Below are 24,983 nucleotides of genomic sequence, written 5' to 3'. Positions count from 1 at the left end.
CGCTGGTGGGGGGTGCTGTCTCACCCGGTGCGGGACGAGCCTCAGAACTGTGAGAAGAACTTCCAGATCTCACCGGGCACCCAGGTCCTGGAGCCGCTGTCACCACCGGCCCCGTCCTGGGGTGCCGCGATGTGACCCTCGTCGAACGCGGCCCACTCCACGGGGTGTCCGGCCGAGCATCCGGAGTAGCTGGTGACGCGGTGGGTCCGGCTGCCCTGCGCGGGCTCGGGCGGGTTCTGGGCGGTGCAGCCGTTGTTGCGGACGAACCGGTCGCGCAGGGACCGTCCGCCGGAGACGGGCAGGACGTTGTCGCGGATGCCGTGGACACCGAGGTAGGCGACGGGCTGGGTGCCGCCGGCGCAGCCGCTGAGCTGTCCGCCGGACTGGACGGCGACGGCACGGAAGACCGTGGCCCGGGAACACGCGAGCGCGTAGGTCATGGCGGCGCCGTAGCTGAAGCCGACGGAGAAGAGCCGGGTGGTGTCGACGCACAGCGCGCCCTCCACCTGGCTGATCAGGGCATCGGTGAACGCCAGGTCCTCACCACCGGAGTTGGCCCAGCCGTTGTCGAGGCCCTGGGGCGCGACGAAGACGGCGCTGTTGTTCGCCAGCCGCTGGAGACCGTAGTAGGCCCAGGTGCCGTTCTCGACGGTGCGACCGGTGGCCACGTCGGTGGCGGTGCCGCCCAGCCAGTGGAAGCCGAAGACCAGCCGGTAGGCGTGGTTCCTGTCGTAGTTGTCCGGCACCTTCAGGATGTAGCTGCGGCTCTTGCCGTTGATCTGCAGGGTGTGGGTGCCGCTCGTGAGCGCGGGAGCCTTGCCGCAGCCGGCGGTCGCCGTGGCGGAGTGGGCGGCCGTGAGCGAGGTGTGCCGCCCGCCGGTGTCGCCGCGCAGCGCCGTGCCACCGGAGGCCATGACCAGGGCGAGCAGCGCCGCGACCATGGCGGCCCATAACGTCGGTTTGGGCATTGTTCACTCCTTCGTCCGTGCAACAGGGGTGTGGAAAGGGGTGGTTCGTCGGTTCTCGCTCACCGGTAACCGGCGGCTGCGATGTCGGCCTGTACGGCGTCGTCCGTGGCGTCGGAGGGATAGCCGGCGACGATGGCTCCCTCGTAGAACGTCCCGACGCTGAGGTTGGTGTTGCCGTTGCAGCAGTCCCCGCCGCTGCCGAGGACGATGGCGCCCTGCTTCCTCATGGGGCTGTACCCGCGGGGGAGGGAGCCCGCGTACAGCGTGGTCAGGCCGCCCGACTGGGCGTTGCCTCCCTTGATCGCGAACCGTGAACCACCGTTGTTCTTCAGTGTGGCCGTGACGAACTTGCCGGTGAACGCGCGCTGGTTGGGGTTCCAGGAGGTGCTGCCGCCGGGAAAGAGGCCGTACTCCAGGTCCGCCTGGACCCAGGGCCCGGAGCCGGAACAGCCGCCGAACCAGCAGGACGTGCTGAAGTTGATCGCGTCCATCGCGCCTGGACCGTCCGCCTTGCGGGTGGTCTCGCTGTTGCCGTAGTCGAAGCAGCAGCCACCGTTGACATGTGTGCCGCTGGTGACCATGTACATCCCCTCGGGAGCGCTGCCGGTGGGCACTCCCGTCAGATGGCCGTCACGCCAGTAACTGTTCCGGGCGTTGATGTAGAGGGAGTACGCCTTGTCGCCCCCGACCGTCAGCGACTCGCCGGTGGCCTTCGCCGCGGTGTCGGATCCGCCGACACCGCCCGGGCCCTGGTAGCCGAGGGCGTTGCCGTGGCCCGACTGGTCGTACACCCAGGTGATGACACAGGTCGTGCCCGCGCAGAAGGAGTCCTGGGCGGCGGCGTTCGCCACACCGCCGGCGGCCACGACCCCGATCTCCCGGGTCGCGTTGTCCGAGGCGCGCCTGACCTGGTAGAGCGGGCCGTTGTACGAGGCGTACAGGGCGCGCACAGTGCTGTGCGCCGCGACGCAGGGCGTCCCGCCGGCAGCGTAGAGGTCACAGGGGCGCCCGCCGGCCGCCGACGCCCGGACCGGTGAGATCAGCGCGGCCAGCAGCACGACCAGCAGCGCGGCCACGGATACGGCTGGCTTCGCCGCTGCGCGCCGTGCACCGCCTGTGTCACTCGGTGGGGGGACGGGGGAGAGGAGCCGGAACGAGCGGTGGGGGGCTGGTGGCATACCGAAGTCCAAGGGTTGGTGAACGGCTTTGCCTCCGCGCCAGGAGACGCTGGTCGTGCTCGCCGGCGGGAAGCAATGGGCCGTACCGGTACGGACGGTGCTGTGCAGTGGGGGAGCCGTCGCGCGTGTGTTGCCGTAGGGATCCGGATGGGTGGGGTGGCCGGGCCGGGGTTGCGGCTCACTCCTGTGTTCGAGAAATCGAACATAGCTCGATTTCTCGGACTCTCAGGATGATAGGCATCCCATCGCAGCCGTCAACGCCTGACGCTCGATTCCGTACAGGCACGGTGGGCGACAGGAGCCACGAAGGAACTCGTCAGGGAGTCCTGATCGTCGTCGACCGCGACGTCCACACCGACGGGCCCCGCCTGCGCCCCGTGCGCGTCGCTGGACGGCTCCGCGCACGGCCGCACGGTGCACCCACGGAGCCGGTGCTCACCCGGGGGCGATCATTCGTGTGAGCGGCCTGAGCGCGGCGCTGACACTCGGCAGTCAGTCGCCTGGAGGCACTGGCCGGCATCCTCGGCGGCCCGCACGATGCGCAGGCCCGGTGCTGCTGCTCATGAAGTCTGCGAGGAACAGGTGGCGTCGATGACATGGTCCACGACGTCGTAGAGGCTGGAACGTTGGCGATAGGCGGCGCGCTGCCGCTCGGCCCCGCTTCCCTGGGCACGCAGGCGATCCCAGTGGGCGCGTACGAGGTCGAGATCACCGTTGCGGCGCAGGGCGGGGGCAAGGATGCGCAACATGTGCTCGATCTGCGCGGTTTGGGGGACCAGTCGGCGGGTGAACGGGTCGAGGGCGTGTCCGGTCAGGCCGTCACGTGCTGCCCGCCAGCAGGCCGCGCGCAGTATCTCGGGAGCAGGGCGGGGCGCCGGTTCGCCGGCACGGATGGCATCGAGGGCGGTGGCGACCAGCGCACGGACGACGGCGGCGAGCAGGACGGTGTCCTCGGGGGTGAGAGCCGCGTCGGCGACGCGTACCTCGATGGTGGGCAGGTGGTGGGAGGGGCGGATGTCCCAGTAGAGGCCGCCGTGGTCCATGACGGCTCGCGTGAGGATGAGTTCTTCGACCAGGTCCTGGAAATGGGCGGGGGACTCGAAGAAGGGCGGCGGGCCGGCCACCGGCCAACGCCCCCAGGTGGTGGTGCGCCAGCTGGCATAGCCGGTGTCGCGGCCATCCCAGTACGGTGAGTTCGCGGCCAGCGCGGTCAGCGTCGGCAACCAGGGCCGCAGGTGGTTGCTCACTTGCACCGCTTCATGCGCATCGGCCACACCGACGTGCACGTGACACGCACACGCACTCTGCTCGTCGTCCAGCGCCCGGAAGAGGGACAGGCTCTCCGCGTACCGCGGGCCCGGGGTGAGGGGCACGGGGGCGACCAGGCCGATGATCGGGGATCCGCTGGATGCGATGCGCAGGCCGCGGCCGGCGGCCGCGCGTGCCAGGGCTGCCCGCGTGGCGCGGAGTTCCTCGGCTGCCTCGCCCAAGCAGGTGTGCGGGTCGGTACGGCCTTCGACCTGGTAGCGGGTCAGTTCGGTGCCGACGCGGTGGCCGAGCTCACCGGCGGCAGCGGCGGCCACTTGCGGACCCTGCGGGCTGACGGCCCTGCTGACGGGGTCGACGAGGAGGAACTCCTCCTCCACCCCCACCGTCAGCGGAGCGGACACGCCCCCACGGGTGCCGGCACGGATGGCCGGGACGTCGTCCGGCGGTGATTGCTGCTGCGGCTGACCGGTCATGGTGTGTGCACTGTGACAGAGGACGCCGCAATACGGGTGGTGAAACGACGTACTTGTCCGGTTTCCGACCGAGCCGGGACGGGAACCGGACCGGCGGCGGAGCTGACCGCGGGTGGCACACCTTCCCTGCGCGGGGCGCAAGCGGGGAGAGGGAATCCTGGTAGACGGCGAAGCGGGAGTCCAGCGGTCGGCCCCCGATGTGCGGGCCTCGCTCGGACGGCCGAGGGAGGGCCGGGATCGGCGCCGATGCCGACCCGCGGACTACGTCCCCAGCACGACCGGCCCGCGGGAACAGGGCAGGCGCGTACGACTGGCGCGAGTGCCGACCTGCACAACGCCCGCATAGGATCGGCCGCATGGCACTGCGTCCGGTGATGGTGAACATGAAGGCCCTCGACTCCTCGGCGGTCGGCCGGTTCTGGGCGGAGGCGCTCGGCTGGAGCGCTTACAGCCCCGGCGTGACCACCTACGTCGGCCCTGCCGGCGGCCTCGTCTGGCCGGACCCGGTCGCCGTCTGCGTCGACATCGTTCCCGTCCCGGATCCCAAGACAACCACGAAGAACCGCGTGCACCTCGACCTCGCCACCACCTCCACGACCCACCAGGCCGAGCTGGTCGCGCGACTGAAGACTCTCGGTGCGACGCCCGTCGACGTGGGCCAGGGCGACGCGCCGTGGACGGTCCTCGCCGATCCGGAGGGCAACGAGTTCTGCGTGCTGGAGCCCCGGGAGACCTACCGTGACACCGGGCCGATCGCCCGGGTGGTGGTCGACTGCACGGATCCACGGGCCATGGCCCGGTTCTGGGGTGAGGCGATGGACTGGACCCTGCACGAGGTGACCGACGACCGCGCGGTGCTGCGCTCCGCCAAGGACGTCGGCTCATACCTGGAGTTCCTCCGCACGCCCGGAGCGAAGACCGTGCCGGATCGCGTCCATCTGGACCTGCTGCCGTACCCCGGTGACGACGAAGCAGCGGAGGTGGCCCGGCTGCGCGCCCTCGGCGCCACCGACCTCGACGTCGGCCAGGGCGACGTCTCGTGGACGTGCCTGTCCGACCCGGAGGGCCACGAGTTCTGCGTCCTGGCTCCGTCCTGACGCGCAGCCCTGACGGCACCTTGTGCAGGCGGGGTCGACCGGGGTCCGCGAACGACTGCGGTCGCGCCGGCCGGAGTGGCAGGAGATCGCCGGCTTCGAGAATGGAGGGGGAGCGAGCAGCGCCCCCCGCCACGGCGGCACCGATCTCCGAGTCGCCCCAAGCTGCGCAGCGGCGCTGTCCACCTTCTCGACCCGGCCCCTCCCGGCCGCGTCTCCCAGCCGGGTCCGGCCGGCGCCGGCCGCCGCCCGGCTCGCCCGTTCACCCGAACGACCCCTCACGCGAGGTCGCACGGCGGAGGGCGGACGTAGCGTGGTCTCGTGGACGACGAACGCGCGGCTGCCCCCGGTCCGCCGCCGAGCCGCCGGCAGCCCGGAGGAGGGACGCCGACGGTCGGAGTGGAGGAGGAGCTCTTCCTCGTGCGCCCTGACACGGGCGCCGTGGTGGGCGCCGGTCCGCTGGTAGCCGCCCGGGCCGCCCTGGAACTCGGGGACCTGGTCGCGGGTGAGTTCACCGACCTGCAGATCGAGGTGCGCACCCCGCCGTGCACGCACACGGACGAGCTGCACACCCAGCTCGTACGGCTACGCGCGGCGGTCGCGGCCGGCGCGGCCGAGGAGGGCCTGCGGATCTGCCCGTCCGGGACTCCGGTGATCGGCGGCACCAGGCCACCGGTGGGGGACCACCCCCGCTACCGGGCCGGTGTGGAGCTGTACCGCTCGCTGATGGACGACTTCGCGCTCTGCGCCCTGCACGTCCACGTGTTCCTCCCGGACCGCGACGTGGCAGCCCAGGTCGGCAACCACCTCCGCCCCTGGCTGCCGCTCCTGATAGAGATGACCGCGAACTCCCCCTACTACGACGGACGCGACACCGGGTACGCGAGTTGGCGTTCCGTGCTCCGCCTGCGCATCCCGAGCCTGGGACCACCACCGTATGCCGAGTCCTTCGAGGACTACCGGCGTATCGCCGCGGCGATGGCCGAAGCAGGCGCGATGTCCTTCGCCGACCTGCCGTTCTGGGACATCCGCCCGCATCCACGGCTGCCGACCTTGGAGGTGCGGTGCATGGATGTGCCCCCCGATCCAGCCGACTCCGCGGCGGTGGCGGCCGTCGTGCGAGCCCTGGTCGTGACGTCCGCCCGGCTGGTGGAGCGAGGCGACCCCGGCCCTCGGTCCATCAGCGAGCTGCTGCGCGGTGTCTACTGGTACAGCACCCGCGACGGCTGGTCGGGGCGCGGTCTCGACGTGTTGTCCGGGAAGATGCTGTCCGCGTCCGAACGCGCGAACCGGCTACTGCACCACATCCAGGAAGCTCTGGACGAACTCGGCGACACCGCCCGGGTCATCGCCTTCTTCGACCGACTCGCCACCCGCGGCTCAGGCGCCCACCGTCAGCGCGCCGCGTACCGTGCCGGCGGCCTCCAGCACGTAGTGCACGACCTGATCACCTCTCCCTCCGGCCCAGAGGCTTGCCGCACCGACCGGAAAGGGGAACAGGGAGGGGAACAGAAAGGGGGACAACCCAACCTCCACTCCCCAGGTCGGTTCGGTCCCGCCTCACGCCACGACCGCGCACCCCGCACGACATGAGCGCAGCCAGCGCGCCGTGAACGCGCCCTACACCGGAGAGTCCATCCGCCACCGCAGCGGCAGAGGCCCCTGGATGCTCGCCCGTCGACAGCCCTGCGGCGGCCCTGGCTCAGGGCCGGTCACGACGGCGGTACGGAGGCAGCCGACGGGACGAGGCGGAACCGGTACACAGCACACCGACCCGACCGGGCTACGACGTCTGGAGGACCCAGTGGACCGCACCCCCCACCCGCTCACCGCAACGGACGCGACCAGCCCCGCATCCCCGCACCCCGCCCCGGGCTGCGAGTCCGCCGGCAGCCGCCTCGGCGTCGCCGAGGTCACCGGCACCGGGAAACTGCGCCGTGACGGCTACGCCCGCTTGGGGGCCACGGACCTCGGCATCGACGCGGACGAGCTGGCGGGAGACCTTGCGGAACTCGCCCGCGCCTTCGAACACCTGCCCAGGGATCCGCATGCGCCGGAGTCCAACCGGTTTCGTCGTTACTCGCACGCCGTCTACCTCTCGTGGACCGACGAGTTGTCCTTCATCCCCGGCACGCCCGACGACGAGTACGGCACCGTCTCGGAGTTCTGGCAGGACGAGCACAACCCCGAGTTCCCCGACGCCCGCCGGAAGCTGCCGGACCTCACACCGGACCTGCGGGACAACCGGCTGGTACGGGCGATCATCCGCGCTGATCTGGCCGAGGCACTCTGGCTGGAGCAGCTGCGGACGGCACCCGTCTACCTCGCTGTCCACATGATCAGACTGGCAGTCCGAGACCGGACGCAGGTGGCCGTATCGTCACCCAACTGCCTGCACCAGGACGGTGGTTCGCCAGCGCTGTGCACGTTCGCCCATCTTGTCGACCGGCGCAACATCACCGGCGGGGAGAACGTCATCGCCGTCCCCGGCTGTGCCGGCCGGCAACCAGACGACCTGGCCCCGGAGGAGATCCACGCCCGCTTCGTCCTGAGCGAACCGCTGGACGGATACGGCGTGCACGATCACAGTGTCAGCCACTACGTCGCCCCGGTCCACCTCGCGGACCATGCCGACAGCGGCCACCGCGACATCTTCATCGTGGGCATCGCCCCCTTCACTCCGGGCCTGTGAGGGAGGCGACGGCCGCACCGAGTCCGTACACGCCTGCAACCGCCTTTCCCCGGGGCTCCTTACCGCTCTCGGGAATACGGATCCGCGCTTGATCTTTGAACGCGGTGGCACGGTCCGCGCCGGCCCCCTCGCGCGCGGCCGGCCGAGCCTTGTCCGGACGGGAAAGTGCGGTGATCGCGAATGCAGGCGGTGCGGTTTCACGAGTACGGCGGGATAGATGTGCTGCGGGTGGAGGAAGTGGAGCGGCCGGTGCCCGGTCCTGGGCAGGTGCTGGTCGAGGTCCGCGCGGCCGGGATCCAGCCCGGGGAGGCGCACATCCGAACGGGCGCGCTGCACGAACGCTGGCCGGCGGTGTTCCCCTCCGGGCAGGGCAGTGATCTGGCCGGCGTAGTGGTGGAGACCGGCCCGCACGTCCGGGGCTTCTCGGTGGGCGATGAGGTACTGGGCTTCACTCACCGGCGGGCCAGCCATGCGCAGTTCGTCGTGGTCGACGACGTGAATCTGGTCGTTCGTCCGGCGGGGCTGGCCTGGGAGGTGGCCGGGGCGCTGTACGTGGCCGGCACGACCGCCTACGCCACCGTGTTCGCGGTGGACCCGGGCCCGGAGGACACGGTCGTCGTGTCCGGTGCGGCGGGCGGCGTCGGGTCGATCGCGGTGCAGCTCGCGCGGCGGTGCGGCGCCACGGTGATCGGGTTGGCGGGCAAGCGGAACCACGCTTGGCTGAAGGATCACGGTGTTCTCCCGGTCGAGTACGGACCGGGTGTGGCCGAGCGGATCCGTCAGGCGTCCGGCGGCAAGGTCGACGCGTTCATCGACACTTTCGGCGACGGCTATGTGGCCCTGGCAGTGGAGCTGGGCGTGCGACCCGAGCGGATCAACACGATCCGCGACTGGCGGGCCGCGGCCGAGGTCGGCGCGCGGACCTACGGAGAAGGCGCGGCGGCGTGCGCGGTCGTACTCGGTGAGCTGGCCCGACTTGCCGCCCGCGGGCAGCTGGAGGTGCCGATCGCCCGGACCTACCCGCTGGAACAGGTGCAGGACGCCTTCCGCGAGCTGGAACAGCAGCACACCCACGGCAAGATCGTGCTCCGGCCCTAGCGGCGACTGCCCGAGGCAACGCATCTCCGCACATCACCTCTCCGCATATCACCGCAGCGTCCCATCGGGCCCGTTGGCGGCTCATCAGGTGGCCGTCAACGGGGAACGGCAACCAGCGGCCGACAGGTGTACCTGCTCGGCGAGCGATCTCGGCCGACAGCGATGCCAGTTCGTTCGGCCGGGAGCACCTCGGCTCCCCGACGTGGACGTCTGCACACACGCGGGACGCCGAAGCGGTCGCCCCGGCGACAGCGGTCGGCAGCCACGCGGACGAACCGGAGTGGTGGAGCGACAGCACCGGCGCCCGACCGGCGTCCCGTCAGCAACAGCCCCGCGGAACCCCGCCGGCTGCGCTGCGAGAGCGGTGGTGTGCCGCCCCGGCTACAGCTCGAACTGGAGGTGTTCGAGGTCGGTGAATTCCACCTCCAGGCCGTGGGCGCGGCGGCCGTTGTCGCGGAAGTAGACCTCGCCGAGGGCTTCGGCGGCGATCTCGCGGAGCCGGTCCTCGGTGGCACCGGCCTCTTGGGCCTGGAAGAGACGGGCCGCGTGGTGGGGTGGCAGGGCGAGGGTGAGGTGGCGCAGGCGGGCGTCGTCGGTGCTGCCCGGGGCCGCGGTGAAACCGAACCGGGCCCGGGTGTCGATCATGATGCCGGTGGTGGTGGCCGCGGCCTGCCTGGCCCTGGCCCTGACCTGCGGCTGCCAGCGGGCGCGGACCTCGCGTTCGAGTCGCTCGGCGAGTTCCGGTCGGGGCTTTTTGATCTGGTTCTTGAGATACCGCTCGACCGTGCGCTGGCTGATGCCGAGCAGCTCGGCCACGCGCCGGGTGCTGCGCTGGTGCTGCCTGACCAGGTAGCGCATCTGCGCCCCGGCGGACTTCGGGGCAGGGCGCGTGAACGCGCCCTGGACCGCCTTGTCGAGCCCTTCGCCGATCGTGGTCATCGCCGTGACTCTCCTATTCTCCGGTGTCCTTGGCGGTGACCTCGCCGGTCTTGATGTAGCGGGCGAGGTTGGCCACCTGGCCGTCGCCGGCGAGCCGTTCGAGGACGTTGGCGCCCCACAGCACACTCTGGGTGCCCTCGTGCTTGACCATGCCCGGACTCACGCCGAGCCGGAAACTGCCGGCCACGGTCTTGCCGTCGGGCCCGTAGGGCAGGACGTCCAGCGGGCCGGGCCCGTCGGCGGCGTACACGGCACAGTCGGAGAGAACCGCGACCGGGTAGCGGCCGGTGGCCGCGGCGAGGGCGACCATCTTGCGGTGCATGTTGGTGCGGGCCCGGGAGATCACGGTGGCGCGGATGTCGGGGCGCCACGTCGGGCGGGCGAGGGCGGGCCAGGGCTGTCCCGGCTTCCAGCCGCCGCCGCGCGCCTTCTCCTGCAGCTTGCCGATGCCGCCCTTGACGGTCATCTTGACGGCGCCGAGGACGATCGCCAACTCCGGATCCCGGCCGCGGTAGCCGTCCATCGCCTTGAGGAACTCGGCCGGGGACAGCTTCTCCGCAACACCCAGATCCGCCATGGTGGCGACGTAGGCGTCACGCAGCCGCTTGTACCAGCCGTCCAGGAAACGGCCGGCCTCCGGGCGTACCCACGCTTCCAGGGGGGCGACGTCGTAGCCGAGCTCCACGGCGTACGCCACGGTCGGGGTGGCGTACCAGGCCGGACCGTCGGGGCGCTTGCCGGTCGGCGTGAACGGGCTGGGCAGCAGCTCACCGTCGAGGTCGCGCCACTGCTTGCCGACCTTCACCCGGGACATGTCGACGTGGGAGAGGTCGACCAGCCAGGAGCCGGGCAGCGCCGCATCGAAGGAGGGGCGGGTGACGTGCTCCGGCGGACCGGACAGGCCGACGACGGCGCCGTTCGCGGCCGCACCGAAGGCGAGGTTCACATCGATGCCGACCAGGTAGCGCCGCATGCACTCCTCATCGGTCAGATCCCGCGCCCAGTCGTAGGCCTCCTCGAAAAGTTTCTCGCTGGGGCCGCGCACGTGGAACCGCGGCAGGTGAGCCAGGACGGGGTGTCCGTCGGTCGCCTCGCACGGTGCCGGGTCGATGGGCTCGGTGCCCAGCGAGCCCGGCCGGTGCTCGCGGTGCCGCCTGCCCTCCTCGTCCGGCTCGCTCGCGCGCGTCGGCGGGTTCAGCGCGGTCATCAGCTGCAGGCCGGTCACGGCCGTAGAGCCGACCGGTGTCGTCACCCGTGTCGCGTAGACGCCCAGCACCCGGGCCAGCGAGGCGGGCTCCAGGTGGGCCGCGTGGCCCCAGGCGCGGTCGTCGAGGGCGCGCCAGGAGGGAATGCACAGCTGCACGCAACGCCTACGGCTGCCCTGCGCGGGGCGGTAGATCCGCGCCCACGGCCCGAAACCACGCTTGGTGAGCTGCCAGTCGGCACGCTTCAGCTGCTTGACGACCTTGTGCTCGTCCGGAAGCCGCCCGGCGAGCCGCTCGGCCTCGGTCAACTCCACAGGGAGGCCGTACCGCTCGCACGCCGCCTCGGTGAGCACCAGCAGCGGGTCGGCGTCCTTCCCCGAACCGTGCAGTTTCTCCGCCCCGAGCTGCGCCTCCTTGAGGGTCCACTCCACCAGCGCGGGCAGGGACTTTGCGGGCACGTCCACGATCAGGCCGCCGATGCCGTAGCCGGTGACATTCCGGTCGGCGTCGGCGTCGAGGACGAGCAGTGGACCGTGCGCGTACGGGCCGGACGCGGGCGTGTTCGCCGGCGCGGTCCTTTCCGTGCCCGGGCGGCGCGAGGCCGTCCCGGGTCGGGTGGCAGGTGACGGACGTGAGCCGACAGACGGACGTGCGCTCGCGGCCTGGACGGGCGCGGAGACGGCGGGTGTGGCCGGGACGGCGTCCTCGGGCACCCTAGCCGCATCCTCGGGTACCGAGCCGGTGGCCGCAGACGGCGCCTCAGGGGCGGTGCCCGGGGGCGTCTGCGGCGCAGCGGTGTCCAGCTCCGGTGCGCCGGCGCTTTCGGTGGCGGGGTAGAGCTGCGCGAGCTGCTTGAGCAGCCGTGCGTACGCCTCTCGCACCGGCGCACGGGGCTCGGTCTTGCCCGACTCCCAGTCGCTGACGGTCGCCCGCCGCACCTGGAGGGCACTGGCCACCTCGTCGAGGGTCAGCGCGTGTGCCTGGCGCAGGCGCTTGCGCTCCGCCGGCGGCGGCAGCGGGGACCGGGACGCGACAAGGGCGTCCACCGCGTCAAACAGCTCGGACAAGAGACACCTCCACGACCGCCACTCTACGCCCCGGTCCGAACGAATGGCGTACACAACCCGACCGGATCGGCGTACAAAAGGCGTTCTTGCCACAGATTGTTGCACGGTCGGAGGGCCCAGCCGCTCCGTTGCCCGCGAGCGGGCGGTCCCCGGCAAGCCCGGGTGCGTCAGAAGAGCGTGTCCTGGTCCGGCTCCGTCGGCAGCAGCGGGCCGACGTCCTCCCCCCTCCACCTCGCCGCGAGGTGCTTGCGCCAGCCCGACGGTGGAGGCCATGGCACTCCCCACTCCGCGAGCTGCTTCTTCGTCCAGCCGCCTTCGGGAGTCCGTGCGGCGGTTACTTCGTCGGGCGAGGGTATGTAGTCGGCCATGGGGCGATGCTGCCCGGCGGAAGCGTGGATCGAACGCCAGGTCACCCGTCGCTGTCCTTCAGGTACGGGCTCCACGACGTGCGGGCGGACGCGACCAGGACCAGACGTTCGCGCGGTGGTTCCGGTCCGACCGGACGCCAGACCAGGTCCGGATCACCGTGCGAACTGCTCAGCGTCCGCAGCGCGACCAGGTCGTCCCCTGCGATGAGCAGGTGACGGAACAGCGTGTGACTGCTGTTGTCGTCCGGGACCGTCTCCGGAGCCCAGCCCCGCTCACGCAGGTGTGCGAGAACGGTGGCCGCGTAACCGGGCGCCCGTTCCGACGGAAACCACAACAACCGCTGTCCGGTCAGGTCGGACCAGGTCAGCCGTGGCTTACGGGCGAGCGGGTGGCGGCCGTGCAGCACGAGGCCCAAGGGCTCGTCGTTGACGGTGCGCAGCTCCAGACCGGTGGTGTCCACCGGGGCACGCAGAATGCCGAAGGCCAGCCCGCCGGCCCGGAGCAGATCGCCCTGGGCTTCGGAGTCGACCTGTCGGTAGGAGAGCTTGAGCCGGCCACCCCCAGCGAGGATCCGTTCCACACGGGCCAGGACCGGCTGCGCCACCCCCCGGCGCACGCCCACCGTGACCACCGGAACCGCGGCGCGAGCCGCGGCGACGGACGAACTCAGCTCACCCAGCGCGCGGTTGACGCCGTCCAGCAGCACCTGTCCTCCTTCGGTCAGCTCCATGCCCTGGGGCAGGCGCCGGAACAGCGGTGTGCCGATGCGTCGTTCCAACAGCCGGATCTGCTGACTCAGACTGGGCTGGGCGATCCGCAGACGTCTGGCCGCCTCGGTGACGGTGCCGGCCTCGGCGACGGCGACGAAGTACCGAAGATGACGCAGCTCCACGCCAGGGATGTCTTCCACGCCCGGTTCACCGTCTCTCGTCTGCGGTCATAGGTGCCAGCCTATGGCGACGGCAAGGAACCGGTCTTGGCGCTCCCGGCCCCGCCCGCCCTTGACTGAAGGCATGTTCGTCATCGTGTTCAGGTATTGCGCGCCGCTGGAGACCATCGACGCGCTCAAGGAAGCCCACTACTCCAACCCGCAGGGCGTGTTCGCCACCGGGATGGCGCGCCTCGCGGGCCCGCTGGAACCACGCACCGGTGGATTGGTCGTGGCGGAGGGTGAACGGTCGGCGATCGAGGCCGCCGTCGCCACCGATCCGTTCGTCACGAGCGGTGCGGCGACCGCCGAGATCCTCCGGTTCCGGCCGACCTGGCCGCCGGGCCCCGAACAGCCGTGAGCAGGGAGCGGGGCGACGGGAGGCGGGGAAGCGACGGGAGGGCGGCAACCATGCCCTCGGTGAGCATCGGCGACCCGTTGTCAGTGCCGTGCGCTTCGCTGTCTGTCATGGAGCTCACGCAAGCGACCTTCGAAGGAGTGGTGTGTCATGCCCTTCCCCGAACTTCCCCGGCCCGCGCCCGGCGAGGTGCTGCTCGTCTGTGCGTGCTACGAAGAGGGCAGGGCACTGTGGGGCGGACTGCCGGACGAGATCGGGGCCCGCAGGCAGGGTGATGTGCTCGTCCTCGAAGGCGGCGGCGTGCGGCTCCGCCCGGTGGCAGCCCGCGCGTGGGATCACCTGCACGGCGGCGACGTACCGGCGCTCGCCCCGGATCACGGCGCCGGGACGCAGGTCGTCGTCCTCGTGGACGTCAACGTGGTCTACGGCGGGGACGGGCCTTTGCTGGTGGACCTGGCGGCGAACCCCGGGCGGGGTGTCCGGGTGCCGCCGGCCCGGCTCGGCGAGATTCTGGACGCGTTGCTGGGCGGCACGCTCGCGTTCGACGACCTGGTGCGGGACATGGACGAGTACGGGATGTACCAGGGGGACGGTGGCCGGCCCGCCTTCCCCACACCGGCGGTACTGCCGCGCCGGTCCTTCCCGGTGCTGCCCGCCTGCGCCGCGGCCCTGCTGGTCCGCACGTGCTTCGACGACGAGGAGGGCTGGCGTGCCCTGCTCGAGGAACTGGGCGGGACGGACGAGGACGGCTGGGTCGGGACAGGGCCGGATCCCGACGAGATCGACGTGGAGGACTGTCCGCTGACGGCGCTGGTCGTCGACGACCGTGCCTTCGAGGGCCTTGGGCCGGGCCACGTACCGGCGTTGGTCCCGCCGGAGGAGCACACCCCCCTGGTCGTACTCGCCGACGCGAGGACCTGCACCGAGCCCGGCCGCCCGCTGACCGTCGTCGCCCTGTACGACACGCCGGGACAGTCCACCGTCCTTCCGTGCCGCGAGGTCGGATCGATGGCGTGCAACCTGGAGATCAGCAACATGGACTTCCACGAGTTCGTCGCGGTCGAGGCCGTGGAACCGTGAGGGGAGAGACGACCGGCGGAGTCGCCGAGCCACCCCACGGCAACAGGCACCCCGCCGCCCAGAAATGCGGGAGTCACTCCGGGACTTCCGCGTTCACTCCGAAGTGCGCGTCAGCGCTGTCCGTGCCCAGGCTCGCGAGCAGGCGCAGCCCGTCCTCGGCGGGGCTGCCGGGAGCCGCGGACAGCACCAGCAGTTCCATACCCGATTCATCCGGTAGGGCGAAGTTCTCCTGGTGCAGTTCCAGCAGTCCGACGAGCGGGTGCCGGTACGCTTTGCGCCCATGGGTGCGGGCGCGCACGTCCGCGCGGGCCCACAGGCGGCGGAAGCGCTCGCTGCCCATCGCCAGTTCGCCGATGAGCGAGGCCAGGCCCGGATCCTCGGGGTATTTACCGGCGGCCAGGCGCAGGTGGCCGACCACGTCGACGGTGCATGTCTCCCAGTCGGCGTACAGACCGCGCTCGGCCTCCTCCAGGAAGACGTGCCGGGCGGTGTTCAAGCCCGGTAGCGGCCGGCCGAAGAGAAGCTCGGTGAGGCGGTTCCCGGCGAGCACGTCCAGGCGGTGGTTCGTGATCAGCGCGGGGGCGTCGGAGACCAGGGCGAGGACCCGCAGCAACTCCGGCCGGATGCGCCCGCCCGGCGCCTTCGCCCGGCGGCGGTGCTGCCGGGCGAGCCGGTCAAGGTGCCCGCGTTCGGTCTCGTCGAGGCCGAGGACACGGGCGAGCGCGTCCAGGACCTGTTCGGAGGGCTGGGTCGCGCGGCCCTGCTCCAGCCGCACGTAGTAGTCGACGCTGACGCCGGACAGGTGCGCGACCTCTTCCCGGCGCAGCCCTTCTACCCGGCGGCGGCTGTCGGTGGGGATCCCGACGGCTGCCGGGTCGACCCGGGAACGCCGAGTCCGCAGGAAGCCCGCAAGATCGTCCATGCCCACAGTATGGCCCCGGTGGCGCCCGCGAAGGTGGCCCTGCCGATACCAGGAAGTCCCGTCCGGTGGAAGAGGCGTCCCTGAACGCAGGGTGCCGCAGCGTCCAGGATCGAAGGCATCCGATCCGAAGGAGTCCCCATGAAGACGCTGATCGTCTACGCCCACCCGGAACCGAAGTCGCTCAACGGATCGCTGAAGGACCTGGCTGTGTCCATGTTGGAGAGCGCCGGGCACGAGGTACGGGTGAGCGATCTGTACGCGATGAACTGGAAGGCGGTCGTGAACGCCGAGGACTACGGCCCCAACGCCTCAAGGCCGCTGAAAGTCGCCCTGGACTCGGGTCGGGCCTTCGACGCCGGGACGCTCACCCCGGACGTCTGCGCCGAGCAGGAGAAGCTGCTGTGGGCCGACACGATTGTCTTCCAGTTCCCGCTGTGGTGGTACTCGATGCCCGCGATCCTCAAGGGCTGGGTGGACCGCGTGTTCACCTACCACTTCGCATACGGCGTCGGGGAGCACAGCGACACCAAGTACGGCGAGCGCTTCGGCGAAGGCACGCTCGCGGGCAGAAGGGCTCTGCTGTCGGTGACCGCCGGCGGCCCGGAGTCGCACTACGCCGCTCGTGGGATCAACGGCCCCATCGACGACCTGCTGTTCCCGATCCACCACGGCATCCTCTACTACCCGGGCATCGAGGTGCTGCCCCCGTTCGTGCTGTACGGCACCGACCGGATGACCGAACAGGACTACGCGGACGCCGCCAAGGCCTGGGAGCAGCGCCTGCTCACCCTGGAGTCGACCGAGCCGATCCCGTTCCGGCGGCAGAACTTCGGCGACTACGAGATCCCCTCGCTGCACCTGAAGGAGGGACTGGAGCCCGCGGGCCGCACGGGATTCGGGCTGCACCTGCGCGGCTGACCACCGGCGAAGAACACGACGAGCGGGGCGTGAACCCGCGGAGCGGGCGGTGAGGGGCACGAAGACCACCACGATGAAGACTCCGTACGGCGACAGACCGAAGGCCGTGGGGAACCCACCCTCTAGGCTGGCGCGGTGACTGATGAGCAGGAGCGGGTGCAGCCGTCGGGAGTGTGGGCCACGGCGGTGGGAGTGGCCAGGGTGCGGGCGCTGGAGAGCGAGCGGGCGGACGCGCTGTTCCGCGACCCGCTGGCACGGGCCTTCGCCATCGCCGGCGGCCTGTGGCCCTCCTCGCCGGCGCCCGGTGACGAGGCCGCGCGACGGCGCCGGCAGGCCGTGTCCTTCTCCATCGTCATCAGGACGAAGTTCCTCGACGACCTGTTGCGGCAGGCCTCCGCGTCCGGGGTCCGGCAAGTCGTGCTGCTCGGCGCCGGCATGGACAGCCGGGCCTTCCGGATGGACTGGCCCGAGGGCACCCGGCTGTTCGAGGTCGACACCGCCGCGCCACTGGACTTCAAGGAATCGGTGCTGCGCCAGGAGGGAGCCGCCGCACGTTGCGAGCGCACCACCGTCGCGGTGGATCTGCGGGAGGACTGGCCCGGCGCGCTGGCCGCCGCGGGGCACGACCCGGCCGTGCCGACCGCGTGGATCGCCGAGGGGCTGCTGATCTACCTGCCCGCGGACGCGGTGGAGCTGCTGACGGCCCGGATCGGCGCGCAGTCGGCGACAGGCAGCCGGATGGGGCTGACCCTGGGCTCGCGCGGCGTGATCGAGCGCTTCGGCGCGGACGCCGCGCCGGGATCGGCGGCGTCCATGTGGGTTTCCGAGATGCCCGACGACCCGGTGGGCTGGCTGGCCGGGCACGGCTGGGAGGCGGACAGCCGCACCCTCCGCGAGTGCGCTGCCGCCTACGGCCGCCCGCTCAACACACCGCCGCGGCGCGAGGAGCGGCCCGGCGGGCTGATCTCGGCGGTCCGCCGGTAGAACCACTTCGGAAGACGGAACCTTGAGCCCCAGCCTTCGAACATTCACGAGCCGCGGCAGCACTGACTGTCGCTCAGTGACGGTACGCGGCTGCCGCGATCCCGATGAAGGATCGGATCAACGGACTGGTGTCACCCTCGTTCCATACCGCCACCACTCGGCTCGGCGGCATGTCGATCAGTGGCACCACGGCCAGCTCCGCGGGCAGGTCGTGTCCGAGCGGGGCCAGGCCGACCGTGCCGTTCCACAGCACGGCCTGCAGGCATTCCTGGACGGTGTGCACCACTGGGCCCTCGCGCGGCCTGCCGCCGTTCCAGTAGGACTGCCAGAGGGGGTCGGTGCCCTGCGGGAACTGGAACCAGCGGCGGTCGCTCAGCTCGGCCAGCCGCAGGCTGTCGCGGCGGGCCAGCGGATCGTCGGCGCGCAGCACCACGCCGACCGGATCGGCCCGCAGCGCACGCACCGTCAGCGCGGTCTCGTCGAACGGCGACCGCGTCAGCGCGACGTCGACCAGCCCGGCGCGCAGCCCGCAGGTGGGGTCGGTCAGATCGGTGTCGCGGATACGGATCTCGATGCCGGGGTGGCTCCGGCGGTAGGCGGCGGCCAGCCTGGCGACTCCCGGGTCGGTGCCGTCGCCCAGGATGCCGATGGTGATGGCCGCGACGCCGGCCGCCGCGCTCACGCGCGCCCGGACGCGGGCGGCGTGGTCGAGTAGGGCCCGCGCCTCTTCGAGCAGCACCGCGCCCACCGGGGTGAGCGTGACTCCTGTGGGCGAGCGGGTGAAGAGCGGGGCCCCGACATCGGCCTCCAGCTGCTTGATCGCCCGGCTCAGTGGTGGCTGACTCATGTGCAGCCGGGTCGCGGCCCGGCCGAAGTGGAGTTCCTCGGCGACCGCCACGAAGTAGCGCAAGATCCGTAGCTCCACGCTGCAACGATACCCACGAGGTATCGGCGCCGCGGAAGGGGTCTTGGACACCGGCGGGTACCCGGCGGTGCACTCGTGAGCATGACCGAAGAAGCGAAGACCAGCGAGCCGCAGACCGACCCCGCTGTGGTGGTGGTGGGTCCCGGCGACGGCGAGACGATCGTTCTGGGCACCACGCACATGCGCATCCTGGAGGACGGCAGCCACACCGGGCACCGCCTGGCGATTGCGGAGTCCGTGCTCGCCCCGCACACCCAGGGCCCGCCGCAGCACCGCCATGCCCGGCACGACGAGGGCTTCTACGTCCTCTCCGGCACCGTGCGGTTCACCGTCGGGGACGAGGACCACGACGTCACCACGGGCACGCTCGTGATGGTTCCGCCCGGCACCCCGCACACCTTCGCCAACCTGACCGACCAACCCGCCGTCGTGCTCAGCACCTTCACCCCCGACCTCTACGTGCAGTACTTCCGAGACCTCCAGGAGGTCCTCGTCAGCGGCCGTCCGCTGACGCCACAGGCCAACGTCGACACGATGAGCCGCTACGCGACCGAGCCCGCCACCGACCTCGCCTGAAGCCGACGGCACGCCACGGCCCGGCCACCCTTGCTTGAACCGGCAGGGGAGTGACGCTGCCGCTTTTCGGTGCCCGGCTCCCTCTGGGCGACGGACTGGGCCTTGAGGGCTGTTCCGGCAAGCGACGCAATCGACGGACCGCCGTGAACCGGTGGCCCACGAACGGGAATCATGAACCTCGCCTATTGGATCGTCGCGGGCCTGCTCGCGCTCTTCTACTTCTACGCGGGCACGCTGAAGGTGTTCCGCAGCCGCGATCAACTCCGACCGATGATGGCCTGGGTCGACCGCATACCCTTGCCTGCCCTCAGGGCGCTGGGAGCGGTCGAGATACTCGGCGCGACCGGCCTGATCCTGCCTCCGCTCACCGGCATCGCCCCCTCGCTGGCGCCGGCCGCGGCCACCGGCTTCGTACTGCTGCAGAGCGGCGCGATCGCCGTCCACCTGGTCGGCGAGGACCGCCGGATCGCACTCAACGCCGGGCTCCTCGTCACCGCTGCGGTGACCATCCGCCTGGCCACCACGCTGTGATCGAGCGAAGGCCCCTCGACCGGTGGATGCGAACTGATTCACCTGATCAGCCGCTTATGGGCCGTCCGGAACGAGCCGGGCTCCTCTGGGAGGTCCCGCCAGGGCGAGTTGGTGCGGTACTTCCACGCGATGGCCTGGAGCGTGCCCGCGGTGATCGGCCCAGCGCCGTCCCCGGACCGGATCGGCCGGCATGAGTGGCTCGATCCGGGGATTTTCCCCATTTTTCAGGCGCAGGCGGTGGTGCTCGGGGATCCTGTCGAGGTACCTCTGAAAACCACTGCAAGGAGACCGCCAGTGCGCCGCCCGACCCGGAACGCCTTCGCCGCCCTCATCGCCGCAGCCGGCCTCACCCTCCCCCTCCTCACCCCCACACCCGCCTCGGCTGCTACCGCCACCAGCCGCTTCGCGAACTACCGCTACGGTGACTGCCTGCGTGAGACCTCCGAAACCGGCCTCAAGGGCGACCGCTGCACCACCGGACGCGGCAGCCTCCTGTGGCAGTGGAACGGCCGCCTCAACACCAGCACCACTCTCAAGAACAACTTCTGGGGCCGCTGCCTCGACAGCAATGACCGGGGCGACGTCTACCCCCTGCGCTGTAACGGCGGCTCATACCAGAAGTGGCGCACCGTCCAGCCCGCCGCGCGCAGCGCCATCATGCTCCAAAGCGTCGGAACGGGCCGTTGCCTCTACCAGCAGGACAACGGCTACTACCGCACTGCCCGCTGCGACCGAGGCGCCCAGAACCAGCGCTTCACCGTCGGCTGAACGGAGCTCTCGACCGCTTCAAGATGCCGCCGGGCGAGCAGCTCTTCTTCTACGCGAGGGCGGAAGGCGGTCCGTTGGCCGCGGTGGTGATGACCTTGAACGGGGTGTTCTTCCCGTCGCAGATCAGATGGTGTTTACTGCCCGTCTTCGCGCGGTCGACCGGTGACGGGCCGGTCGCCTCGCGCCCTCTTGTCGCGCGGATGTGGGAGGCATCCACGCAGGCCCGGGTTCAGTCCAGGGCGTCGGCCGCGTACAACTCGGCGAGCAGGATGCCGTGTCCACGGCCGACCAACGGCTCGCCCCACGGCCGCGCGTGTCCCCGCAGCGGGCCGTGTGTCAGAGCACGGCGAGCCGGTCCACCAGTAGTTCCACCCTCTGCCCGGTGTACTCCGGCGGCAGCCGTCCCGCCCGGGTCAGGGTCGCGATCCCGTGCAGGGACGCCCAGAACACCTCGGTGAACAGCCCCGGATCGACGCCCTCCCCGGCGACCTCGCCGAGGCACTCCAGCAAGGCGGCGAAGGCGTCCTTGAGGGGTTGCGGGGTGTCCTCCCGTGCGTACGCCAGGCCGCCGTCGAGCTGGAACAGGGCGTCGTAGACCGCCGGGTTGCCTGCGGCGAAGTCGAGGTAGCCGCGGGCGAGGGCGGTGACCCGGGCACGCCGACCGTCCGCGGTGGCGGTGGCGGCTCGCAGCGCGACGGCCAGTTCGGCGGCGCCCTGTAGGGCGACGGCGCCGATGATCTCGCGTTTGCCGCGGAAGTGGCTGTAGAGGACGGGCTGGCTGTATTCGATGCGCTCGGCGAGCCGGCGGGTGGTGACCGCGTCCCAGCCCTGCTGCTCCGCGAGTTCGCGGGCCGCCGCCACGATGAGGCGCTCACGGCCCGCCCGCTCGCGCTCCTTGCGTTCCTTGACCGACATGACTCGATCCTAGCACTGCTAGACAATCGAGCGGCAGCAGCGCTAGCGTTGCTTCATCAGCTAGCAGCGCTAGATCTGGACTCGGAGGGGCCGTCATGCTCAGCGCATTTCAGGTGTTCACCATCGTGGTCGTCGGCGTGATGGTGGGGGTGGAGTTCTCCGTCGCCTTCGTCATGAACCCGATACTCAACGCACTCCCCGGCGACGCCGGCCAGCTCGGACACGCCCACGGGGGACGGATGCTCGGCGCCGTCATGCCGGTCTGGTACATCGGCTCGGTCGCCCTCGTCGCGATCTGGGCCGTCGCCGGATGGCACCGCCAAGGCACCGGGCTCGTCCTCGCAGCCGCCGCGCTGCTGGTCCTCAGCGTGATCATGTCGCTACTGCTGCTCGTCCCGATCAACAACCGAGGCAAGACGTGGACCCCCGAGAACCGGCCCGCGGACTGGAAGGAGCAGCTGAACCGCTGGAAGCGCTGGCACTACGTCCGCGTCGCCGTCATCATCGGCGCCTTCACCCTGCTGGCCGCCGCCCTCACCTGACAGCAAAACCGTCCCGGCACGCGCCTGTTCGCCCCCGTGGCGCAGGTTCCACGAAGCTCACCAAGCCGACGAAGACTCGCGAGGAGAAGAACGATGTCGCTGAAGAAGATCAACACCGTCCTGGCCACCGCCTTAGTCCTCTTCATCCTCTGGTTCGGGACGGAGTTCATCCTGAGCCCGGAGACGACGGCGCCGGGCTTCGGCCTGCCGAGCTGGCCCTCCGGCGACGGCGACGGCTTCCTGATCGTCAAGGGAATCCGTGACGTCGTCCTGGCCCTGGTCCTCGGCATCCTGCTGGTGACGGGCCACCGCCGGGCGCTGGGCTGGGTGCTGCTGGTGGAGGCCCTCGCCGCGTACGGCGACATGGCCACGGTGCTGGCCCACCACGGCTCCGTGGCCACCGCGCTCGGCGTCCACTGCCTGACCGCGACGTTGATGGTGGCCAACGGGCTGCTGATCATGCGGGAGACCCGCAAGGTGGCGGCCGCTCCGGCCACCCCCGCCCCGCAGCCCGCCTGACGCCACCTTGGCGCTCACTGGCACGCGTTCGACGCCACCCTGGCGCGCACCGGCACGCGTTCGGCGCGCGGATCCGGTGCCCGTTGCGGTCAGCCCTGCTCGCGCAGGCCCCAAGGAGAGCCGTATTCGGTGAGCAGGTCCAGGAAGGGGCGGGGCGGGAAGGCCTCGGGGCCGAGGACACCCCTGCCCGTCCATACGCCGGTGGCGATCAGTTCGAGGGCGACGACGGGGTTGACGGCGGTCTGCCAGACCACTGCCTGGGAGCCGTACTCGCGCATGGACCACTGGTTGTCGACCACGTGGTAGAGGTACACCTCGCGCGGAGCGCCGTCCTTCGTGCCCTTCACCCAGGTGCCCGCACAGGTCTTCCCCGTCATCCGCTCGCCGAGGCCGGCCGGGTCGGGCAGGCACGCGGCGACGACATCGCGCGGGGACACCTTGACAGGCCCGTCCTCGCCAGGGACGGACACCTTGGCGGTGGAGTCGAGACCCAACTCGTGCAGGGTCTTCAGCTTGGCGATGAAGTCGTCGCCCAGACCGTACTTGAAGGTCACCCGCCGGGCGTCCACCCAGCGAGGGATCAGCAGCACCTCCTCGTGTTCCACGTTCACGCACTCGACCGGGCCGATGCCCTCCGGGAAGTCGAAGACTTCGGGCTCGCTGAACGGCGCGGTGGTGAACCAGCCGCGGTCCTTCTCGTAGACCACCGGGGGATTCAGACACTCCTCGATGGTGGTCCAGATACTGAAGGAGGGGGCGAAGCCGTACCCCTCCACGGTCAGGTCGGCTCCGTCACGCACACCTATCTCCTCGATCTCGTCGAAGAGTTCGTCCGCGGCGTACCGGGCGAAGACGTCGGACAGGCCGGGTTCCACTCCCATCCCGACCAGGGCCAGACGACCGGCGTCCGCCCACCGTTCGGCCAGCTCGAACTGGCCGTCGCCGAGCTTGACTCCGCACTCCTCGTACGGGCGCTCGGCGTGCGGGGCGGACAGGGACATCGCCATGTCCAGGTAGTGCGCGCCCGCCGCGAGTGCCGCGCGGAACAGGTGCATCACGAACCGGGGGTCGGTCGCGTTGAGCAGAACGTCGCAGCGCTCCTCGACGAGCAGCCGGCGTACGCCCTCCTCGTCGGAGGCGTCCAACTGCCGGGCGCTGAACCGGTCACCGTGCTCCTCCAGTGCGGCGACGGCCCCCTCGGCCCGGTGCGGGTCGTAGTCGGCCACGATCATGTGGGTCAGGAAGCCGCGACGGGCCGCGATCCGGGTGACGGCCGTGCCGACACCGCCCGCGCCGACCAGGAGTACACGCATGTCAGACACCTTTCCTGTGGAGGGCGCAAGCCCTGGGATGCCCTGATGCAACGGGATGGCGCGATGTAAGGTCAACCGTGTTGGCATAAGGGCCGCTGTCGCGGGCGGCGGCGGAGAAGGCGTGGACCGCATGGCGAAGCAGGTGGTGCCGGAGTCGGCGCGGCGCAGGCGCCGGCCGACCCGCCAGGGCACGGTGCTGTCGGAGAAGCTGATCGTGGAGACCGCGCTTCGGGTGCTGCGCGAGCACGGCGCCGCCGGCCTCACCGCCCGTCGCCTGGGCACCGCCCTCGGCGCCGACCCCAGCACCCTCTACCGGTACTTCTCGGGCATGGACGACCTGATCCGCGCCATCGGCGAGGAGCTGATGGGACGGGCTCGGGACAACTGGTCCGCCACCGGTGACTGGCGGGCCGACCTGCGCTCTCTCGGGCTGGCCATCCACGCCTCCTACCTCGCCCACCCGCAGGCCGCTGCGCTGACCGCGAGCCGGGTCACCGGCCGGCCGCGGGAGATCGCGGTCGACGAGACGATCCTCGGCATCCTCCGCTCGGCCGGCTTCCCGGACACCGCCGCCGTCCGCCTCTACCACGCCTTCATCGACCTGAGCCTGGCCTTCGCCGCCCTCGACGCCGGAGCACTCGTCCTGACGGAAGCGGCCCGGACGAGGGACGAGGAGATGTGGACCTCCACGTACGCCCGGCTGCCCGCCGAGTCCTACCCGAACATCTCCGCGACCGCCCCTCTCCTGGCCGCGCGCATGCCCCACAGCGCCTACCCAGTGGTCCTGGACACCCTGCTGGAGAACGCCACCGCCCAGCTGGCCGCCGGCGCGGGCTGCGGGCAATAGGCGGGACGGAGGACGGCCCGCGCTCGGGCGGCGGGCGTCCGCCCCGCTAGCGTCATGGCATGGGTGACGGAGTGAACGACGCCGCAACCCTGACCGGTGCCGACCTGGGCATCGCCATGGGCAGCGGCATGGGCAGCGGCACCGACGTGGCCATCGGGCCCGCCGACGTGACGCCGGTACACGAGGACGTCGAGACGCTGGCGGACGCCGTCCGGCTCGCCCGGCGCACGCTGGGCACGATCCGCGTCAACCTCGTCTGGGCCTTCGGCTACGACGTCGTGACCGTGCCCCTCGCCATGGTCGGCGTGCTCAGCCCGATGCGCGCCGCGGCGGCGATGCCGGTGAGTTCACTGCTGGTCGTGGGCAACAGCCTGCGGCTGCGCGCCCGGCAACCGGGTGCCGGCGCCGGACGGAACACGGCACCGGCACCCTCGTCTCCGGAACACCGGGAACGGTTCGCCTGAGCCGGATCGCCGACTGCCAGGACCTTGCGGAGCCTTAGCTC

25 protein-coding genes and 3 pseudogenes are annotated in these 24,983 nt (G+C 71.1%); 15 read left to right on the top strand and 13 right to left on the bottom strand.

Annotation, left to right across the window (positions count from 1 at the left end; genetic code table 11):
- Positions 1–41 precede the first annotated feature (41 nt).
- From IG05_RS0117465 to IG05_RS0117455, 3 genes and pseudogenes are all read right to left on the bottom strand, one after another.
- Complete coding sequence (locus IG05_RS0117465) at positions 42–968, bottom strand: alpha/beta hydrolase family esterase (RefSeq protein ID WP_234335888.1); 927 nt, start codon at positions 966–968, stop codon at positions 42–44.
- 59 nt (positions 969–1,027) lie between these two features.
- Positions 1,028–1,981 (bottom strand): annotated as a pseudogene (locus tag IG05_RS0117460) (arabinofuranosidase catalytic domain-containing protein); the annotation flags it as partial.
- Between the two features lie 725 nt (positions 1,982–2,706).
- Entirely contained in the window at positions 2,707–3,888 is a 1,182-nt protein-coding gene (locus IG05_RS0117455) for a carboxylate-amine ligase (RefSeq protein WP_078894281.1), read from the bottom strand.
- A gap of 356 nt (positions 3,889–4,244) precedes the next feature.
- On the opposite strand from IG05_RS0117455, the gene IG05_RS0117450 reads away from it, so the two are divergent.
- The 4 genes from IG05_RS0117450 (at position 4,245) to IG05_RS0117435 (ending at position 8,772) form a co-directional block, all read left to right on the top strand.
- A complete protein-coding gene (locus IG05_RS0117450; protein WP_030343535.1) occupies positions 4,245–4,985 on the top strand; it encodes a VOC family protein in 741 nt (246 codons plus the stop codon).
- A gap of 318 nt (positions 4,986–5,303) precedes the next feature.
- Positions 5,304–6,575, top strand: coding sequence for a carboxylate-amine ligase (locus IG05_RS0117445; RefSeq protein WP_078894279.1), 1,272 nt, complete (start codon positions 5,304–5,306; stop codon positions 6,573–6,575).
- A 211-nt stretch (positions 6,576–6,786) separates the two neighbouring features.
- On the top strand, positions 6,787–7,674 hold the full coding sequence (locus IG05_RS0117440) for a 2OG-Fe dioxygenase family protein (protein WP_051789984.1): 888 nt from the start codon (positions 6,787–6,789) through the stop codon (positions 7,672–7,674).
- A gap of 180 nt (positions 7,675–7,854) precedes the next feature.
- Complete coding sequence (locus IG05_RS0117435; protein ID WP_030343529.1) at positions 7,855–8,772, top strand: NADP-dependent oxidoreductase; 918 nt, start codon at positions 7,855–7,857, stop codon at positions 8,770–8,772.
- Positions 8,773–9,153: 381 nt separating this feature from the next.
- Here IG05_RS0117435 and tpg read toward each other — a convergent pair whose 3' ends face one another.
- From tpg to IG05_RS0117415, 4 genes are all read right to left on the bottom strand, one after another.
- Positions 9,154–9,711 (bottom strand): telomere-protecting terminal protein Tpg, encoded by a 558-nt coding sequence (gene tpg / locus IG05_RS0117430; RefSeq protein ID WP_030343527.1) that lies wholly within the window; start codon positions 9,709–9,711, stop codon positions 9,154–9,156.
- Between the two features lie 13 nt (positions 9,712–9,724).
- The gene (gene tap, locus IG05_RS0117425) at positions 9,725–11,983 is read right to left on the bottom strand and encodes a telomere-associated protein Tap (protein ID WP_030343526.1); all 2,259 of its coding nucleotides are present in this window, start codon (positions 11,981–11,983) and stop codon (positions 9,725–9,727) included.
- 167 nt (positions 11,984–12,150) lie between these two features.
- Positions 12,151–12,351, bottom strand: a complete 201-nt coding sequence (locus IG05_RS42350; RefSeq protein ID WP_078894308.1) for a hypothetical protein — start codon at positions 12,349–12,351, stop codon at positions 12,151–12,153.
- A gap of 41 nt (positions 12,352–12,392) precedes the next feature.
- Entirely contained in the window at positions 12,393–13,262 is an 870-nt protein-coding gene (locus tag IG05_RS0117415) for a LysR family transcriptional regulator (protein WP_051789981.1), read from the bottom strand.
- Positions 13,263–13,365: 103 nt separating this feature from the next.
- On the opposite strand from IG05_RS0117415, the gene IG05_RS0117410 reads away from it, so the two are divergent.
- Positions 13,366–13,641 carry a YciI family protein gene (locus tag IG05_RS0117410; RefSeq protein ID WP_030343522.1) on the top strand — a complete coding sequence of 92 codons (276 nt, stop codon included), beginning with the start codon at positions 13,366–13,368 and terminating at the stop codon, positions 13,639–13,641.
- A 147-nt stretch (positions 13,642–13,788) separates the two neighbouring features.
- A complete protein-coding gene (locus IG05_RS0117405; protein WP_030343520.1) occupies positions 13,789–14,718 on the top strand; it encodes a DUF6924 domain-containing protein in 930 nt (309 codons plus the stop codon).
- A gap of 73 nt (positions 14,719–14,791) precedes the next feature.
- On the opposite strand, the gene IG05_RS0117400 is transcribed toward IG05_RS0117405, so the two are convergent.
- Positions 14,792–15,640 (bottom strand): helix-turn-helix transcriptional regulator, encoded by an 849-nt coding sequence (locus tag IG05_RS0117400; RefSeq protein ID WP_030343519.1) that lies wholly within the window; start codon positions 15,638–15,640, stop codon positions 14,792–14,794.
- 138 nt (positions 15,641–15,778) lie between these two features.
- Here IG05_RS0117400 and IG05_RS0117395 point away from each other — a divergent pair, with 138 nt between their 5' ends.
- Together IG05_RS0117395 and IG05_RS0117390 are read left to right on the top strand one after the other, a co-directional pair.
- Positions 15,779–16,558, top strand: coding sequence for an NAD(P)H-dependent oxidoreductase (locus tag IG05_RS0117395; protein ID WP_030343517.1), 780 nt, complete (start codon positions 15,779–15,781; stop codon positions 16,556–16,558).
- Between the two features lie 135 nt (positions 16,559–16,693).
- Positions 16,694–17,542 carry a class I SAM-dependent methyltransferase gene (locus IG05_RS0117390; protein WP_030343515.1) on the top strand — a complete coding sequence of 283 codons (849 nt, stop codon included), beginning with the start codon at positions 16,694–16,696 and terminating at the stop codon, positions 17,540–17,542.
- A gap of 73 nt (positions 17,543–17,615) precedes the next feature.
- Here the strand turns inward: IG05_RS0117390 and IG05_RS0117385 are convergent, their stop codons facing one another.
- Positions 17,616–18,467 carry a LysR family transcriptional regulator gene (locus IG05_RS0117385; protein WP_234335887.1) on the bottom strand — a complete coding sequence of 284 codons (852 nt, stop codon included), beginning with the start codon at positions 18,465–18,467 and terminating at the stop codon, positions 17,616–17,618.
- Between the two features lie 81 nt (positions 18,468–18,548).
- Here IG05_RS0117385 and IG05_RS0117380 point away from each other — a divergent pair, with 81 nt between their 5' ends.
- Both IG05_RS0117380 and IG05_RS0117375 read left to right on the top strand, forming a co-directional pair.
- Positions 18,549–19,043, top strand: coding sequence for a cupin domain-containing protein (locus IG05_RS0117380; protein ID WP_030343511.1), 495 nt, complete (start codon positions 18,549–18,551; stop codon positions 19,041–19,043).
- A gap of 171 nt (positions 19,044–19,214) precedes the next feature.
- Positions 19,215–19,574 carry a DoxX family protein gene (locus IG05_RS0117375; protein WP_030343510.1) on the top strand — a complete coding sequence of 120 codons (360 nt, stop codon included), beginning with the start codon at positions 19,215–19,217 and terminating at the stop codon, positions 19,572–19,574.
- A 41-nt stretch (positions 19,575–19,615) separates the two neighbouring features.
- Here the strand turns inward: IG05_RS0117375 and IG05_RS48430 are convergent.
- A pseudogene (locus tag IG05_RS48430) lies at positions 19,616–19,766 on the bottom strand (transposase); the annotation flags it as partial.
- A gap of 102 nt (positions 19,767–19,868) precedes the next feature.
- Between IG05_RS48430 and IG05_RS0117365 the strand changes: the two are divergent.
- A complete protein-coding gene (locus IG05_RS0117365) occupies positions 19,869–20,342 on the top strand; it encodes an RICIN domain-containing protein (protein ID WP_030343508.1) in 474 nt (157 codons plus the stop codon).
- A gap of 49 nt (positions 20,343–20,391) precedes the next feature.
- Here the strand turns inward: IG05_RS0117365 and IG05_RS50620 are convergent, their stop codons facing one another.
- Entirely contained in the window at positions 20,392–20,559 is a 168-nt protein-coding gene (locus IG05_RS50620; RefSeq protein WP_158838946.1) for a hypothetical protein, read from the bottom strand.
- 119 nt (positions 20,560–20,678) lie between these two features.
- Positions 20,679–21,257 (bottom strand): TetR/AcrR family transcriptional regulator, encoded by a 579-nt coding sequence (locus IG05_RS0117360; protein WP_030343507.1) that lies wholly within the window; start codon positions 21,255–21,257, stop codon positions 20,679–20,681.
- A 95-nt stretch (positions 21,258–21,352) separates the two neighbouring features.
- Here IG05_RS0117360 and IG05_RS0117355 point away from each other — a divergent pair, with 95 nt between their 5' ends.
- Positions 21,353–21,799, top strand: a complete 447-nt coding sequence (locus tag IG05_RS0117355) for a DUF1772 domain-containing protein (protein ID WP_030343505.1) — start codon at positions 21,353–21,355, stop codon at positions 21,797–21,799.
- Between the two features lie 93 nt (positions 21,800–21,892).
- Positions 21,893–22,318, top strand: a complete 426-nt coding sequence (locus IG05_RS0117350; RefSeq protein ID WP_030343503.1) for a DUF4267 domain-containing protein — start codon at positions 21,893–21,895, stop codon at positions 22,316–22,318.
- 89 nt (positions 22,319–22,407) lie between these two features.
- Here IG05_RS0117350 and IG05_RS0117345 read toward each other — a convergent pair whose 3' ends face one another.
- Entirely contained in the window at positions 22,408–23,631 is a 1,224-nt protein-coding gene (locus IG05_RS0117345) for a saccharopine dehydrogenase family protein (RefSeq protein ID WP_030343502.1), read from the bottom strand.
- 130 nt (positions 23,632–23,761) lie between these two features.
- Between IG05_RS0117345 and IG05_RS0117340 the strand changes: the two genes are divergently transcribed.
- Together IG05_RS0117340 and IG05_RS0117335 are read left to right on the top strand one after the other, a co-directional pair.
- Positions 23,762–24,478: a TetR/AcrR family transcriptional regulator gene (locus IG05_RS0117340; protein ID WP_030343500.1), complete on the top strand. Its 717-nt coding sequence runs from the start codon at positions 23,762–23,764 to the stop codon at positions 24,476–24,478.
- Between the two features lie 59 nt (positions 24,479–24,537).
- A pseudogene (locus tag IG05_RS0117335) lies at positions 24,538–24,942 on the top strand (heavy metal translocating P-type ATPase); the annotation flags it as partial.
- Positions 24,943–24,983 lie beyond the last annotated feature (41 nt).

The organism is Streptomyces sp. NRRL S-1022, from assembly GCF_000720135.1.
Lineage (GTDB): Bacteria > Actinomycetota > Actinomycetes > Streptomycetales > Streptomycetaceae > Streptomyces.
Note: the sequence above shows the minus strand (reverse complement) of the source record. Positions and strands in the feature narration are given on the sequence as shown.

Coding starts and splice junctions, on each gene's coding strand:
- IG05_RS0117355 (WP_030343505.1), top strand. CDS start 21,353: ATGCTCAGCGCATTTCAGGTGTTCACCATCGTGGTCGTCGGCGTGATG.
- IG05_RS0117340 (WP_030343500.1), top strand. CDS start 23,762: ATGGCGAAGCAGGTGGTGCCGGAGTCGGCGCGGCGCAGGCGCCGGCCG.
- IG05_RS0117400 (WP_030343519.1), bottom strand. CDS start 15,640: ATGGACGATCTTGCGGGCTTCCTGCGGACTCGGCGTTCCCGGGTCGAC.
- IG05_RS0117455 (WP_078894281.1), bottom strand. CDS start 3,888: ATGACCGGTCAGCCGCAGCAGCAATCACCGCCGGACGACGTCCCGGCC.
- IG05_RS0117405 (WP_030343520.1), top strand. CDS start 13,789: ATGCCCTTCCCCGAACTTCCCCGGCCCGCGCCCGGCGAGGTGCTGCTC.
- IG05_RS0117345 (WP_030343502.1), bottom strand. CDS start 23,631: ATGCGTGTACTCCTGGTCGGCGCGGGCGGTGTCGGCACGGCCGTCACC.
- IG05_RS0117450 (WP_030343535.1), top strand. CDS start 4,245: ATGGCACTGCGTCCGGTGATGGTGAACATGAAGGCCCTCGACTCCTCG.
- IG05_RS42350 (WP_078894308.1), bottom strand. CDS start 12,351: ATGGCCGACTACATACCCTCGCCCGACGAAGTAACCGCCGCACGGACT.
- IG05_RS0117465 (WP_234335888.1), bottom strand. CDS start 968: ATGCCCAAACCGACGTTATGGGCCGCCATGGTCGCGGCGCTGCTCGCC.
- IG05_RS0117410 (WP_030343522.1), top strand. CDS start 13,366: ATGTTCGTCATCGTGTTCAGGTATTGCGCGCCGCTGGAGACCATCGAC.
- IG05_RS0117375 (WP_030343510.1), top strand. CDS start 19,215: ATGAACCTCGCCTATTGGATCGTCGCGGGCCTGCTCGCGCTCTTCTAC.
- IG05_RS0117435 (WP_030343529.1), top strand. CDS start 7,855: ATGCAGGCGGTGCGGTTTCACGAGTACGGCGGGATAGATGTGCTGCGG.
- IG05_RS0117350 (WP_030343503.1), top strand. CDS start 21,893: ATGTCGCTGAAGAAGATCAACACCGTCCTGGCCACCGCCTTAGTCCTC.
- IG05_RS0117395 (WP_030343517.1), top strand. CDS start 15,779: ATGAAGACGCTGATCGTCTACGCCCACCCGGAACCGAAGTCGCTCAAC.
- IG05_RS0117360 (WP_030343507.1), bottom strand. CDS start 21,257: ATGTCGGTCAAGGAACGCAAGGAGCGCGAGCGGGCGGGCCGTGAGCGC.
- IG05_RS0117380 (WP_030343511.1), top strand. CDS start 18,549: ATGACCGAAGAAGCGAAGACCAGCGAGCCGCAGACCGACCCCGCTGTG.
- tpg (WP_030343527.1), bottom strand. CDS start 9,711: ATGACCACGATCGGCGAAGGGCTCGACAAGGCGGTCCAGGGCGCGTTC.